Annotated in this window: 14 protein-coding genes; 7 read left to right on the top strand and 7 right to left on the bottom strand. The window is 68.5% G+C overall.

The genetic code is table 11. From position 1 onward, the window contains the following. Window positions 1-17: 17 nt before the first annotated feature. Complete coding sequence (locus V9K99_RS18795; protein WP_337009130.1) at window positions 18-2,039, bottom strand: NADPH-dependent 2,4-dienoyl-CoA reductase; 2,022 nt, start codon at window positions 2,037-2,039, stop codon at window positions 18-20. Further along, entirely contained in the window at window positions 2,036-2,578 is a 543-nt protein-coding gene (locus V9K99_RS18790) for a PadR family transcriptional regulator (protein WP_337009128.1), read from the bottom strand. The genes V9K99_RS18795 and V9K99_RS18790 overlap by 4 nt, the downstream gene beginning before the upstream one ends. Window positions 2,579-2,701: 123 nt before the next feature. Here V9K99_RS18790 and V9K99_RS18785 point away from each other — a divergent pair, with 123 nt between their 5' ends. Both V9K99_RS18785 and V9K99_RS18780 read left to right on the top strand, forming a co-directional pair. Continuing rightward, window positions 2,702-3,187 carry a cation:proton antiporter regulatory subunit gene (locus V9K99_RS18785; protein WP_337009127.1) on the top strand — a complete coding sequence of 162 codons (486 nt, stop codon included), beginning with the start codon at window positions 2,702-2,704 and terminating at the stop codon, window positions 3,185-3,187. 1 nt (window position 3,188) lies between these two features. After that, window positions 3,189-4,406, top strand: coding sequence for a cation:proton antiporter (locus V9K99_RS18780; protein ID WP_337009126.1), 1,218 nt, complete (start codon window positions 3,189-3,191; stop codon window positions 4,404-4,406). Window positions 4,407-4,529: 123 nt separating this feature from the next. Here the strand turns inward: V9K99_RS18780 and V9K99_RS18775 are convergent, their stop codons facing one another. From V9K99_RS18775 to V9K99_RS18760, 4 genes are read right to left on the bottom strand one after another with little or no spacing between them, the layout of a single operon-like run. Continuing rightward, window positions 4,530-5,096 (bottom strand): YdeI/OmpD-associated family protein, encoded by a 567-nt coding sequence (locus V9K99_RS18775; protein ID WP_337009124.1) that lies wholly within the window; start codon window positions 5,094-5,096, stop codon window positions 4,530-4,532. 45 nt (window positions 5,097-5,141) lie between these two features. Next, window positions 5,142-5,624: a methylated-DNA--[protein]-cysteine S-methyltransferase gene (locus V9K99_RS18770; protein WP_337009122.1), complete on the bottom strand. Its 483-nt coding sequence runs from the start codon at window positions 5,622-5,624 to the stop codon at window positions 5,142-5,144. Then, window positions 5,621-6,175, bottom strand: a complete 555-nt coding sequence (locus V9K99_RS18765) for a GNAT family N-acetyltransferase (protein WP_337009120.1) — start codon at window positions 6,173-6,175, stop codon at window positions 5,621-5,623. The genes V9K99_RS18770 and V9K99_RS18765 overlap by 4 nt, the downstream gene beginning before the upstream one ends. 2 nt (window positions 6,176-6,177) lie before the next feature. Continuing rightward, window positions 6,178-7,650: an AlkA N-terminal domain-containing protein gene (locus V9K99_RS18760; RefSeq protein WP_337009118.1), complete on the bottom strand. Its 1,473-nt coding sequence runs from the start codon at window positions 7,648-7,650 to the stop codon at window positions 6,178-6,180. Between the two features lie 135 nt (window positions 7,651-7,785). Between V9K99_RS18760 and V9K99_RS18755 the strand changes: the two genes are divergently transcribed. Further along, the gene (locus V9K99_RS18755) at window positions 7,786-8,526 is read left to right on the top strand and encodes an SDR family NAD(P)-dependent oxidoreductase (protein ID WP_337009116.1); all 741 of its coding nucleotides are present in this window, start codon (window positions 7,786-7,788) and stop codon (window positions 8,524-8,526) included. Window positions 8,527-8,533: 7 nt separating this feature from the next. Here the strand turns inward: V9K99_RS18755 and V9K99_RS18750 are convergent, their stop codons facing one another. Continuing rightward, complete coding sequence (locus V9K99_RS18750; protein ID WP_337009114.1) at window positions 8,534-9,442, bottom strand: LysR family transcriptional regulator; 909 nt, start codon at window positions 9,440-9,442, stop codon at window positions 8,534-8,536. A 126-nt stretch (window positions 9,443-9,568) separates the two neighbouring features. Here V9K99_RS18750 and V9K99_RS18745 point away from each other — a divergent pair, with 126 nt between their 5' ends. From V9K99_RS18745 to V9K99_RS18730, 4 genes are all read left to right on the top strand, one after another. After that, the gene (locus V9K99_RS18745; protein WP_337009112.1) at window positions 9,569-10,726 is read left to right on the top strand and encodes an NAD(P)/FAD-dependent oxidoreductase; all 1,158 of its coding nucleotides are present in this window, start codon (window positions 9,569-9,571) and stop codon (window positions 10,724-10,726) included. A 12-nt stretch (window positions 10,727-10,738) separates the two neighbouring features. After that, entirely contained in the window at window positions 10,739-12,271 is a 1,533-nt protein-coding gene (amaB, locus tag V9K99_RS18740) for an L-piperidine-6-carboxylate dehydrogenase (protein ID WP_337009109.1), read from the top strand. Between the two features lie 31 nt (window positions 12,272-12,302). After that, on the top strand, window positions 12,303-13,073 hold the full coding sequence (locus V9K99_RS18735) for an LLM class flavin-dependent oxidoreductase (protein WP_337009107.1): 771 nt from the start codon (window positions 12,303-12,305) through the stop codon (window positions 13,071-13,073). A gap of 65 nt (window positions 13,074-13,138) precedes the next feature. Further along, complete coding sequence (locus V9K99_RS18730) at window positions 13,139-14,143, top strand: LacI family DNA-binding transcriptional regulator (RefSeq protein WP_337009105.1); 1,005 nt, start codon at window positions 13,139-13,141, stop codon at window positions 14,141-14,143. Window positions 14,144-14,171: the final 28 nt, after the last annotated feature.

Genomic DNA, 14,171 nt, shown 5'->3' with positions numbered 1-14,171 from the left:
TCTGTCCGTGGACCGGCTCAGAGAGTGAGCGCGAGCCGGGTGGCCTGGTCGATCGCTCGCTTGGCGTCGAGCTCGGCGGCGACGTCGGCGCCGCCGATCAGGTGGACCGGCCGGCCGGTCTCCCGCAGCGCGTCGGCGAGGTCGCGGACCGGTTCCTGGCCGGCGCAGACGACGATGGTCTCGACGTCCAGGACTCGCGGATCCTCCCGCTTCGGGCCGAAGGTCAGGTGCAGGCCGCTGTCGTCGATGCGTTCGTAGTTGACGCTGCGGAGCTGCTCGACCTGCTTGTTCTTCAGGGCCGCGCGGTGGACCCAGCCGGTGGTCTTGCCGAGGCCGGCACCGATCTTCCCGGCCTTGCGCTGCAACAGGTAGACCTGTCGCGGTGACGGCTCCGGGCGCGGCTTGGTGAGTGCGCCGGGCGCGATTGTCGGATCGGTCACACCCCACTCGGCCTTCCACGCTTCCAGGTCCAGCGTGGGCGACGACTCGGTGGTCAGGAACTCGCTGACATCCACGCCGATCCCACCCGCTCCGATCACGGCGACGGTGCTGCCGACGGGCTTGCGGTCGCGAACGACCTCGACGTACGAGAGGACCTTCGGGTGGTCGATGCCGGGGATGGCCGGGACCCGCGGGACGACGCCGGTGGCCAGCACGATCTCGTCGAAACCGGCCAGGTCCTCGACGGTCGCGCGGCGGCCGAGGTGCAGTTTCACGCCGGTCAGCTCGAGCCGGCGCCGGTAGTACCGGATCGTCTCGGCGAACTCCTCCTTGCCGGGGATCCGCTGCGCGATCCCGAACTGACCGCCGATCTCGTCAGCTGCCTCGAACAGTTCCACCGAGTGACCGCGCTCAGCCGCCGTCACCGCCGCGGCCAGCCCGGCCGGCCCGGCCCCGACAACCGCGACGTTCTTGGTACGACGAGTTGGCAGCAATTGAAGCTCGGTCTCCCGGGCCGCCCTTGGGTTGACCATGCAGCTCGCCTTCTGTTTGACGAAGACATGGTCCAGACAGGCCTGGTTGCAGGCGATGCAGACGTTGATCTCGTCGGCCCGATCGGTGGTTGCCTTGAGCACCCAGTCCGGGTCGGCCAGGAACGGCCGGGCCATGCTGATCAGGTCGGCATCGCCGCGGGCCAGCACCTCCTCGGCGACCTGGGGAAGGTTGATCCGGTTCGAGGTGACGACCGGGATGCTCACGTGCGGCTTGAACGCGGCGGTGACGCTGGTGAAGGCCGCCCGCGGTACCGAGGTCACGATGGTCGGGACGCGCGCCTCGTGCCAGCCGATGCCGGTGTTGATGATCGACGCGCCGGCCTTCTCGATCTCTTTGCCCAGCGCAACGACCTCGTCCCAGGTCTGGCCACCCTCGACCAGATCGGCCATCGACAGCCGGTAGATGATGATGAAGTCGGCACCGACGCGTTCGCGGGTCCGTCGGACGATCTCGACCGCGATCCGGCGCCGGTTCTCCGGGCTGCCACCCCACCGGTCGGTCCGCTGGTTGGTGCGCTCGGACAGGAACTGGTTGATGAAGTAGCCCTCGGACCCCATGATCTCGATGCCGTCGTACCCGGCTTCACGAGCGAGCGCCGCGCAATCGACGTACGCCTTGATCTGTTTGAGTACGCCGCGGTCGGTCAAGGCACGTGGTTTGAACGGGTTGATCGGGGCCTTCACAGCTGATGCCGACACGCTGAACGGGTGATAGGAGTAGCGGCCGGCGTGCAGGATCTGGAGCGCGATCCGGCCACCCTCGGCGTGCACCGCGTCGGTGAGGATCCGGTGCTTGCGGGCTTGCCGGCGACTGGTCAGCTTGGAGCCGAAGGGGGTGAGCCAGCCGGTCCGGTTCGGTGCGTAGCCGCCGGTGACCATCAGGCCGACGCCGCCGCGGGCGCGCTCGGCGAAGTACGCGGCCAGCTTCGGCAGGTCCTTCAACCGGTCCTCGAGACCGGTGTGCATCGAGCCCATGATCACCCGATTGGGCAGCACGACATGACCGAGGTCCAGCGGCTCGAGCAGATGCGGATACGCACTCATGACTTGTCCTTCCGGAGGGCCTCGATCACTTCGTCGCACCAGTCGACGAACGACTCCTCGGCGCGGATGCCGCCGCGGAGAACGAGGTACTGGTGCAGGTCCCGGCCGTGCAGCTTGGCCGGCTTCGGGAAGTCTCGTTGCTGGATCCCGCGATAGACCTCGAGCCGGGCGGCGTGCTCGGCCCGGTGCCGCTCGATCTCGGCGAGTACGACGCCCGGATCGCCGAGTGACGCACCACGCAACTTCACCCCGAGGCCGTCCCGCAGTACGGCGGGGTCCTCCGGCTCGGCCAGCCACCGGGTCAGCTCCGCCTTCCCGGCCGCGGACACCCGGTACACCTTCTTGTCCGGCCGCCCGTCCTGGGCGATCTCGGTGTGCCGGACCCAGCCGGCCTCGTCCATCCGGCGCAGCACCCGGTAGATCTGCTGGTGCGTGGCCGGCCAGAAGTACCCGATCGACCGGTCGAACCGCCGGGCCAGCTCGTAACCGGACCCGGCCCGCTCGGTCAGCGAGACGAGAATCGCGTGCTCCAGGGCCATGTCGAGCACTGTACCTATGCAACTGGTTGCACTGCACCTGGGTGCAATCGGAATCACACCGGGGCAGCCGTGGTTGAACTGAGAGAATGGTTGCAGACGCCATCTATATGGGATCGAGGAATCATGGACCAGCAGGCCCACCCGACCAGGACGACGTTGCCCGGGATCGGCACCCGGTACGACTTGATCACCGAGGGCGGCAAGCACGTGTCGGTGGTGGTCCACAACGACGGACGGCGGTTCCTGGGCTTCCACGATCCCGAGGACGACGACAACTGCAAGGACTCGGTCCCGCTGGATCCCGGCGAGGCGGCCGCCCTCGCCCGGTTACTGATCCCGGAGTCGCTCGACCCGGTCCGCGGCGAGATCGAGATCGACCTCGTCACCGAACACATCCCGATCACGGCCAAGTCGCCGTACTCGGGTCGCACGCTGGGTGACACCCAGGCCCGCAGCCGGACCGGTGCGTCCATCGTCGCCGTGCTGCGCCGGACCGGTGCGACCCCGTCCCCGACCCCGGACTTCCGGTTCGCGACCGGGGACACGCTGGTCGTCGTCGGCACCCGCGAGGGCGTCGACGCGGTGCACGACCTGATCGCGGGAGGGTGACGTGCACGAGAACACCACGGCCCTGCTGATCGAGCTGGGCGCGGTCATCCTTGCCCTCGGCGTCCTCGGCCGGATCGCCGGCCGGTTCGGTTTCTCGCCGATTCCGCTCTACCTGCTCGCCGGACTGGCCTTCGGCCACGGCGGCTTGTTGCCGTTGGCAGCCAGTGAGGAATTCGTTGCCACCGGCGCCGAGATCGGCGTCATCCTGCTGCTCTTGCTACTCGGCCTCGAGTACACCGCTTCTGATCTGGTCGGCACCCTCAAGACGCAGTACGTCTCTGGTGCCGTGGACTTCCTGCTCAACGCCCTGCCAGGTGCGGCCGTCGCGTTGCTGCTCGGGTGGGGACCGGTCGCCGCGGTCGCACTGGGCGGCGTCACCTGGATCTCGTCCTCGGGTGTGATCGCCAAAGTGGTCGGCGATCTCGGCCGGCTCGGTAACCGGGAAACGCCTGTGGTGCTGGGGATCCTGGTGCTCGAGGATCTGTCGATGGCGGTGTACCTGCCGATCCTGACCGCGTTGCTCGCAGGTGTCGGGTTCGCGGGTGGAAGCATCACGTTGCTGATCTCGCTCGGCACTGTGAGCGTCGTACTGTTCGTTGCCCTGCGCTACGGACGGGTGATCAGCCGGGCGGTGTCGTCCGACAATCCCGAGATGCTCCTGCTCGTCGTACTCGGGTTGACGTTGCTGGTCGCGGGCATTGCGCAGCAGTTGCAGGTGTCGGCGGCGGTCGGCGCGTTCCTGGTCGGGATCGCGTTGTCGGGTGAGGTCGCGCATGGTGCGCGCAACCTGCTGAGTCCGTTGCGGGACCTGTTCGCCGCGGTGTTCTTCGTGTTCTTCGGACTGAGCACGGACCCCGCCGAGATCCCGCCGGTGCTCGCGATCGCGCTCGGGCTCGCACTGCTCACCGCACTGACGAAGGTCGCGACAGGTTGGTACGCCGCCCGCCGGGCCGGCGTGGGTACGGCCGGACGCTGGCGAGCCGGCGGCACCCTGGTCGCGCGCGGTGAGTTCTCCATCGTCATCGCGGGCCTCGCGGTCGGCGTCGAACCCAGACTCGGTCCGCTGGCGACGGCGTACGTCCTGATCCTGGTCATCCTCGGCCCCATCGCCGCCCGCTACACCGAGCCCATCGCGCGCCGCCTCACCACCCGCAAGCAAACTCCCACCGGCCCACCCGCCGCAGAACGTCTCGACGACCCATCGAACACAGTGACCTGACCGCTCCCCTCTGGTTGGCTAACCCATCAGAAGGTGGGTTAGCACCCCGCATTCCGGTGGGCGAACCCACCCTCTGGCTGGCTGACCCACGAGAGGGGCCAAGGGCCCGGAGTTGTGCGGTGGTCAGCGGGCGCGCACGTTCTGTGCTGCCTGCTCGACGGTTTGCTCGATGCGGCTCGCTCGGGTCTCGGGCCGTTTGGCGAGGGTGATCCACTCGAGGATCGCTCGGCGTGCGGACGGCGGGAAGGCCTGGAAGTGCTGGTCCGCCAAGGGATTCTGGGCGAGGGCGGCGGCCAGGTCGGCGGGGACGATCAGATTCTGGGCGTCGGCAAGGAGATCCCAGGTGCCGGTGCGTTTCGCCAGATCGATGAGCTCCTGACCGGGCGCGGCCATCAGGCCCGCCTCGGTCAGGCGCTCGACCCGGTCGCGGTTGACCTTGCTCCAGGTGCTGCGCGGGTTCCGCGGCGTGAAGCACTGGTACGTCGTCTTGTCGTCGCGCTTCACGGTCTTGCTGTCGATCCAGCCGAAGCACAACGCCTGCTCGACCGCGTCGGCGAGGCCGACGCCGACCGCATCGCGGTGGACGATCAGCCAGACCGACCGCTCGGTCCGCCCGTTCGCCGCCAGCCACGCACGCCACTTCGCCGCGGTCGAACAGGCCAGCGCTTCGTCATCGGTCAGTGTGCTCATACGAAGAGCATGCGCCCGATAAGTGCTCACCGAATGAGCACTTATCTAGAAAAGTGCGTCGCCGCGCTCGTGGTCCAGCAGGGCCTGCTTGCGGTCGAGGCCACCGCCGTACCCGGTCAGGTTGCCGGTCGAGCCGACCACGCGGTGGCACGGAACGATGATGCTGATCGGGTTCTTGCCGTTGGCGAGGCCCACCGCCCGCGATGCGCCCGGCACGAGACCGAGGGTCCGCGCGAGTTCGCCGTACGTCGTCGTCTCGCCGTACGGGATGTCCTGCAGGGCCGTCCACACCCGCTGCTGGAACGGCGTCCCGGCCAGGTGCAGTGGTACGTCGAACGTCGTCCGGCCGTGCTCGAAGTACTCGGTCAGTTGCTCGGCGACCGCCGGCAGGACCGAGTCGTCGCGGACGCCGAAGGTCTCGATCGGCGGGCGGTGGCGGTGCTGCTCCATGTAGACGCCGGCCAGTCTGTCTCCGCTCTCGACCAGGGTGAGCGGACCGACCGGGCTGTCCATCACGGCATAGGTCACCGCGTCGCCTCCCACTGGGCGCGGTCGATCCGGTAGAAGACATGACGCTGGAGCCGGTGGCCGGCCTCCAACCGAGGGTGGTCGAAGTCGCCGGCCTCGTCGTGCGTCATCCCGATCCGCTGCATCACCCGCTGGGACGGCAGATTGGTGGTCGCGGTGAACGAGACGATCTCCTCCAGCCCGGCCGGGCCGAACCCGTGCGCCAGCGCCGCCCGGGCCGCCTCGCTCGCATAACCGTTGCCCCAGGCCTCTTTCGCGAGCCGCCAGCCGATCTCGACCGCCGGCATGAAGTGGGCCTCGAAGCTCGGCACCGACAACCCGGTGAAACCGATGAACCGGCCGGTCTCGCGCACTTCGACGGCCCACAAGCCCCAGCCGCGTTCGTCGATCGCGGGGATGTTCCGATCGATCAGCGCGTCGCTCTGCTCCCGCGTCTGCGTCGCCGGGAAGTGCTCCATCACCGCCGGGTCCGCGTTCAGCGCGGCGAACGGTTCGCGGTCGGACTCGCGCCACTGGCGCATCAGCAGGCGGTCGGTGGTCAGTTCGGTCATGCTCACTCCGCGGGGATCTTGTTGATGGCGTGGTCGCCGGTAGCCCAGAGGTACTGCACCGCGTACGCACGCCAAGGCCGCCACGCACGCGCGTGGTCGGTCAAAGGTTTAGGGGCCTCGGGCAAGCCTAGATCACGAGCCGCGTACCGGATACCCAAATCACTGGCCACAAAGGCGTCCGGGTCACCCAGCGCACGCATCGCGATCGACTCGACCGTCCACGGCCCGATCCCCGGCAGCGCGGTCAGTTGCTCCCGCGCCTTGTCCCAGTCGCTGCCCGCACCGAGGTCGATCTCACCGGCGGCAAGGGTCTCGGTCAGCGTCATGAGCGTCGTACGGCGGGACTTCGGAAACGCAAGGGTTTCCGGATCGAGCCCGGCGAGGGCCTGCATGGTCGGGAACAGATGGGTGAGCCCGCCGGCCGCGTCCTCGATCGGCTCACCGTGCTGCAGGACAAGGCGATGCGCATGCGTTCGCGCGGCCGCCGTCGACACCTGCTGCCCGAGCACAGCCCGTACGGCGAACTCCTCGCCGTCGACCGTATGCGGAACCCTGCGACCCGGCGCCTTCGCGATCAGCGGCGCGAGCATCGGGTCAGTGCTCAGCAGATCGTCGACCGCAACCGGGTCGGCGTCGAGGTCGAGCATCCGGCGGCACCGGCTGATCGCGATCGCCAGGTCACGCTGGTCGGTGAGGGACAGTTGGCACGCGATGTGGTCGGGCATCGGCTTCAACGCGACCACACCGTGGCCGTGCGGGAGCCGGAGCGTGCGGCGGTAGTGCCCGTCGCGCCACTCCTCCACCCCCGGTACGCCGGTCGCGATCAGGTGGCCGAACAGGTTGTCCGGAGTCAGCGGTGCGCGGAACGGCAGTCGGAGCGAGATCGTGCCCGGCGCGGAGGTCGTCGTACCCCTTCTTGCCCGGCTGCGCAGCTCGGTCGGCGCGAGGGCGAACACCTCCTGCACCGTCTCGTTGAACGTTCGCACGCTGGAGAACCCGGCCGCGAACGCGACGTCGGCCATCTGCAAGTCGCTGGTCTCGATCAGCAGGCGAGCGGTCTGGGCACGCTGGGCCCGCGCGAGCGCGAGTGGGCCGGCGCCGAGCTCAGCCTGCAGTTGGCGTTGCACCTGACGGACGCTGTACCCGAGCTGGGTGGCAAGACCCGGTACGCCGTCCCGGTCGACGATGCCGTCCGCGATCAGCCGCATCGCGCGGGCGACCAGATCGGCACGGTGGTTCCACTCCGGCGACCCCGGGCTGGCGTCCGGGCGGCACCGTTTGCAGGCGCGGAACCCGGCCTGCTGAGCGGCGGCGGCGCTCGGGTAGAACCGCATGTTCTCCACCTTCGGCGGCGCCACCGGGCAACTCGGCCGGCAATAGATCTTCGTCGTCAGCACAGCCGTGAAGAACCACCCGTCGAACCGCGCGTCCTTCGACTGGACCGCGCGGATGCACCGCTCTCTGCATTCATACACGTCCCCCAGCATCCCCGCCCCCACCGACAGTCTCTAGCGGTTTTGCGACATGGAGGTATCGCGAGAATGCGACGCCAGGATCCGGTGTCCGATTTCCGCCAGAACGCGGCGGGCTCATGCCCTGAACTGGAGAGCATGAACGAACTACTTGGCAAGAAGGCGTTGGTGACCGGTGGCAGCCGCGGGATCGGTGCGGCGACGGCAATCGCGCTGGCCGAGCGCGGAGCCGATGTCGCGCTGACCTACAACAGTTCCCCGGATGCCGCGGCAAAGGTGGTGAAGGAGATCGAGGCCCTCGGACGTACGGCGTACGCACTCGAGGTCGATGCGGCCGACGCGGTCGCCGTGGCGGACGGCGTCGCCCGAGCGGCGGATCAGCTCGGCGGGCTCGACATCCTGGTCAACAACGCGGGTGTCGGCGCGATCGGCCCGATCGGCGACTTCACGGTGGACGATGTGGACCGGGTGCTCGCGGTCAACGTCCGTGGCGTCTACGCGGCAGCGCAGGCCGCCGTACCGAGGCTGTCCGACGGCGGTCGGCTGATCCACCTCGGCAGTTGTGCCGCAGGCCGGGTCACGAGCCCGGGCATGACGCTGTACGCGATGAGCAAGTCCGCACTGATCGGCCTCAGCAAGGGCCTGGCCCGTGAACTCGGAGCGCGCGGCATCACGTCGAACGTCGTACAGCCCGGCCCGATCGACACCGACATGAACCCGGCGGACGGCCCGTTCGCAGCCGGCCAGATCGCCGACCTGGCCCTCGACCGCTTCGGCACCACGACCGAGGTCGCCGCAGCCGTCACCTACCTGGCCGGCCCGAACGCCGCCTACCTCACCGGCACCGAACTGACCATCGACGGCGGCCACACCGCATAAGGAATCTCTACTCGAGCATCTCTGCGACGAGGTGTTGAGCCACCTCGATGAAGACCCGGACGGACTCCCTCGGCGTGATCCCGCCACGAGTGATGAGCACGATCTTGCGGCTGAACGGATCGGCCAACTGCAGGCCGACCAGGTCGAGGGTGGGATTGAGCCGCCGCATCAGGTCCGTCATGACGGTCGCTCCCAGCCCCGCAGCCGCCAGTTGCAGGGACGCGCCGGTGTCCGTGACCTCATGGAGAACGCGAGGCTCGAACCCGTGACGGCGGAGGCCGGCGCGTACCGCCCGCCCGAACTGGCTGGTCTCCGGCGGCAGAATCCAGTCCAGCTCGGCCAGCGCCACCTCCGCACGCGGCGGGTCGGTTGCCGCGATCGCGACCACGAAGGTCTCGCTGTGCAGTTCGACGACGGTGAGGCCGGCGTCGTGCGGCATCGGGGCGTCGGCGTAGTCCAGCCCGAACGCGATGTCTACATCGCCGTGACGCACGGATGCGGCGGCCTCGTCCACATCCACCTCGCGGGAGGCCACCATCACCTCGGGATGGTCGGCCTCCATCCGCTCAACGATCGGTGCGAGTAGCCCTACCGCCGTACTCCCCCAGGTGCCCACGAGCAGGGGCCCGGCAGCCTTGCCGTACGACGACCTCGTGACCGCGATCGCCTCCGCCTCCAACGCGAGGAGCCGGTTCGCGTAGTCGGCCATGATGCGTCCCGCATCTGTCAGGACGAGCTGCCGTCCAGAGCGCTGCAGAAGCGGAACCTCCAGCGCCTGTTCCAAGGCGGCGACGTGCTGGGAGACCGCACCCGCGGTGTACCCGAGATGCTCGGCGGCCGCGGCCAGAGTCCCCCGGCGGACGAACTCCCGAAGGGTGGCGACCTGGGTGAGGTTCAACCTCGACGACGTGCTCACGGGCGCCCTCCGGCTGCGACCTGACTTCAAGGATTCTAAAGGAAGAAGCGCAGAGACCTTCGATTGTCGTAAAGCATCGATTCGGCGACCATGAGGCGAGAACCCCGGCGAATCGAGGCCGAACAGATGGCCACTGAGTTACCGAGCCACGCATCCGTGGTCGTCATCGGCGGCGGCGTCATGGGCTTGTCCACGGCCTACCACCTCGCCCGGGCCGGCGTCACCGACGTCGTCCTCGTCGAGAAGGACGAGCTCGGCTCCGGTTCGACGTGCAAGGCGGCCGGTGGCGTCCGCGCGCAGTTCTCCGACCGCGTCAACATCGAGCTCGGGCTGCGGAGCCTCAAGGTGTTCGAGACCTTCAAGGAGACCTTCGGTCAGGAGATCGACCTGCACCAGGTCGGCTACCTGTTCCTGCTCGACCGTCCCGACCATGTCGCCGCCTTCGAGCACAACGTCGCCCTGCAGAACGAGCTCGGCGTACCGAGCCGGATGATCGACGTCGCGGAGGCCAAGAGGCTCTCGCCGCTGATCAGCACCGACGGACTCCTCGCGGCCGCCTGGTCCCCGACGGACGGACACTGCACGCCCGAATCGGTCGTCCTCGGGTACGGCGGAGCGGCGCGCCGCGCCGGTGCACGACTGATCCGCGGGTGCGCCGTCACCGGCATCACCTCGACCGACGGCGTCATCACCGGCGTCGAGACCGACCGCGGGACCATCACGACCGACACGGTCATCTGTACTGCCGGCGCCTGGTCGAAGGCGATCGGCGATCTGGTCGGCGTCGACCTTCCCGTCGTACCACTGCGTCGTCAGATCCTGACCACCGAGCCGATCCCCGGGTTGGACCCGAAGACACCGTTCACCATCGACTTCTCCACCAGCCTGTACTTCCACGGCGAAGGCCAAGGACTCCTGCTGGGGATGTCCGACCCGGACGAGATCCCTGGTTTCAAGCTGACGCAGTCGGACGACTGGCTGCCTCGCCTCGCCGACGCGATCGAACGCCGCGTCCCTGCGATTGCCGAGACAGGCGTGGGTGCGGGTTGGGCCGGCCTGTACGAGATGACACCCGACCACAATGCCCTGATCGGAGAGGCGCCCGGGGTCAACCGGTTCCTGTACGCCACCGGCTTCTCCGGCCACGGATTCCTGATGGGACCGGCGATCGGCGAGGTGATGCGGGATCTCTACCTGGGCCGGACCCCGGTCGTGGACGTCTCGAGCCTGCACGGCGACCGGTTCGCCATGATGGCGATGAGACCAGAGCTGAACATCGTATGAAGGAGCATCCTTATGACCCAGCAGATCCCTGACAGCGAGGCACTGGCTGGTCTCGCCCAGGACACCGCACGCCGTTGCGGTGTCGACCTGGACGCGATCGCCGGCGACAACGTCACCAGGTCTCCGATCAACGGAGGGCCGCTGTCCTCAGTGCGCTGGGTCGACGGCGACGCGGTCGACGAGGCCGTGGCTCGCGCCCAGACAGCCTTCCTGGCTTGGCGCACCGTGCCGGCGCCCGCCCGCGGCGCGCTCGTCAAGCGCCTCGGCGAGCTGCTCGCCGACCACAAGGAAGACCTGGGCACCCTGATCAGCCTGGAGGTCGGCAAGATCACCTCCGAGGCGCTGGGTGAGGTCCAGGAGATGATCGACATCTGCGAGTTCGCCGTCGGGCTGTCGCGGCAGCTCTACGGCAAGACGATGGTCTCCGAGCGCCCCGGGCACCGGCTGATGGAGACCTGGCACCCGCTCGGCGTCGTCGGCGTCATCTCCGCGTTCAACTTCCCCGCCGCGGTCTGGTCCTGGAACACCGCGATCGCACTGGTCTGTGGCGACCCCGTCATCTGGAAGCCTTCCGAGCTCGCGCCGCTGACGGCCCTGGCCAGCAACGCCATCCTCGCGCAGGCGATCGCCGAGGTCGGTGCGCCGGCCGACCTGTCACAGGTCCTGATCGGCGGCTCGGACGTCGGTCAGGCGCTGGTCGACCACCCCGGCGTCGCGCTCCTCTCAGCGACCGGGTCCACGCGGATGGGCAAGGCCGTCGGGCCGCGGGTCGCGGACCGCTTCGGCCGTTCGCTGCTCGAGCTCGGTGGCAACAACGCGGCCATCGTCAGCCCGACCGCGAATCTCGATCTGACCGTCAGGGGCATCGTGTTCTCCGCGGCCGGAACCGCCGGTCAACGGTGCACGACCATGCGCCGGGTCATCGCCCACACCTCCGTCGTCGACGACCTGACCGACCGGCTCGTCTCGGCGTACTCCCGGCTCCCGATCGGCAACCCGATGACCGCGGGAACGCTGGTGGGCCCGCTCATCCACGGTGGTGCGTACGACGCGATGCAGAAGGCCATCACTCAGGCTGCCACGGAAGACGGCAAGCTGGTTGCCGGAGGCAACCGTGCGCTCGCGGACGTCGCGCCGGATGCCTACTACGTCAACCCGGCCATCGTGCGGATCGACTCCCAAACCCCCGTCGTCCAGCAGGAGACCTTTGCGCCGCTGCTCTACGTCCTTCCCTACGAGACGCTCGAGGAAGCGATCGCGCTGAACAACGGCGTACCGCAAGGCCTCTCGTCCAGCATCTTCACCAGCGATCAGGCCGAGGCCGAGAAGTTCCTGTCCGCCGAGGGATCCGACTGCGGCATCGTCAACGTCAACATCGGCACCTCGGGGGCGGAGATCGGTGGCGCCTTCGGCGGTGAGAAGGAGACCGGCGGCGGCCGCGAGTCCGGCTCCGACGCATGGCAGGCCTACATGCGTCGCGCGACCAACACCATCAACTACTCGGGCGAGCTCCCGCTGGCCCAGGGAGTGAACTTCACCGTCTGAACTGTCGGTGCCGGTGGCTAAGGTCGTCGGCATGCGCTTCTCGGTCACGGTTGGGGCGGTAGGGCCCGGACGAGATCCGCGCGGGCTCGCCGAGCTCGCGCGGGTCGCCGAGGACTCCGGCTGGGACGCGATGTTCCTGGAGGACTACCTCGTCTATCAGGGTGACGCGACGCAGCCGACGTACGACCCGTGGATCTGCCTGGCCGCGATGGCGACGGCCACCTCGCGGATCAGGATCGGTACGACGGTGACACCACTACCCCGGCGACGGCCATGGAAGGTGGCGGCCGAGGCTGTGGCTCTGGATCACCTGTCAGACGGACGATTCGTGCTGGGTGTGGGCATCGGCGACCCTGGCGATCCGTTCATCGGCCCGGGAAGCCCCAAGATGCTGGACGAGGGCCTCGAGGTGATCGACGGACTGTGGACCGGTGAACCGTTCAGCTTCGCGGGGAAGCACTATCAACTCGATCGGGTTCAGCTCACTGCTCGCCCGGTGCAGCGACCGCGGATCCCGATCTGGGTCGGTGGAAACATGCTGGTTCCCGCCGTACGACGTCGCATCCTTCGATGGGATGGGAGTTGCGCCTACAAGGGTTCGACCGACGCACCACAGCAGATCACGCCCGACGACGTACGGGCACTGCTGGCCGAGCGCGGCGAACCGTTCGACGTGAAGGTCAGCGGTGGCGATCCGGCTGAGTTCGCCGCCGCGGGTGCCACCTGGTGGGGCCGCTGGATCGCCCCCGCCGCACCGGAACACACTCTGTCGATCATCCGGCAGGGACCCCCGAGGCGTTGACACGGCGGGAGTCGCGCGGGAGACTGCGGATGTTTTTAACGTTCAAACGTCCGTGGGAGGTCGCGGTGGCTACGTTGAAGCAGGTCGCCGCCCACGCCGAGGTGTCGGTGCAGACGGTGTCGAACGCGTTGAACGCACCGCATCGCCTGCGTCCGGACACGCTCGAGCGGGTGAACCGATCGATCGAGCTCCTCAACTACCGGCCCAATCGTAACGCCCGCAGCCTGCGCACCAGCGCGGTCGAACTGATCGGGTACTGCGTCCCCAGCTGGCCGAACCAGACCCATCTGGTGATGGACCAGTTCCTGCACGAACTCTGCGCCGCCGCGGAACGAACCGGCCGGCACATCCTGCTGTTCACCGCCCCGGCCGCCGTCGAGGGCATGCCGACGTACGACGATCTGCACGCGCGCCGCCTGGTCGACGGGTTCGTCCTCTCGCAGACGGAGACACACGACCCGCGGCACGGCTGGCTGAAGGACAAGCAGATCCCGTTCGTGTCCTTCGGCCGGGTGTGGAAACAGACCACCCAACCCGGCCCGTGGGTCGACGTCGACGGCGCCGCCGGCTCCGCGATGGCGGTGCAGCACCTGTACGACACCGGCCGCCGGCGAATCGCCTTCCTCAGCTGGCCGAAGTCGTCCGGCCTGGCCGAGGACCGGCTCGCCGGCTGGCGTGGTCGCTGCAAGGAACTCGGCCTTCCCACCGGCGGACTGGCCGTGCGTTGCGCCGAGGACGACATCGAAGAAGGCTCCTTGGCCACCGCCGAACTGCTCGACAGCGACCAGCCGCCGGACGGGATCGTTGCCCTGAGCGACATTCTCGCCCTCGGCGCACTCCGCGAGCTCGGCCGCCGCGGCCTCACTCCCGGCGTCGACGTCGGCGTCACCGGCTTCGACGACTCACCGCTCGCGTCGGTCGTCTCCCCCGGCCTCACGAGCCTCCGGCAACCAATGGACCAGATCGCGTCCGAGTTGATCGACATCCTCACCGGCACGACGACCGACGTACCGACCGAACGCCTGCTGCAACCCGAACTGGTGATCAGGGGCAGCTCAGCCCCTGGCTGATGCGGTGCACGCGCACCGCAAGAAGGAG

It is taken from the genome of Kribbella sp. CCNWLW201 (genome assembly GCF_037203805.1).
Classification (GTDB): Bacteria; Actinomycetota; Actinomycetes; order Propionibacteriales; family Kribbellaceae; genus Kribbella.
The sequence above is the reverse complement of the archived record's forward strand: the minus strand, read 5'-3'. Positions and strand labels throughout refer to the sequence as shown.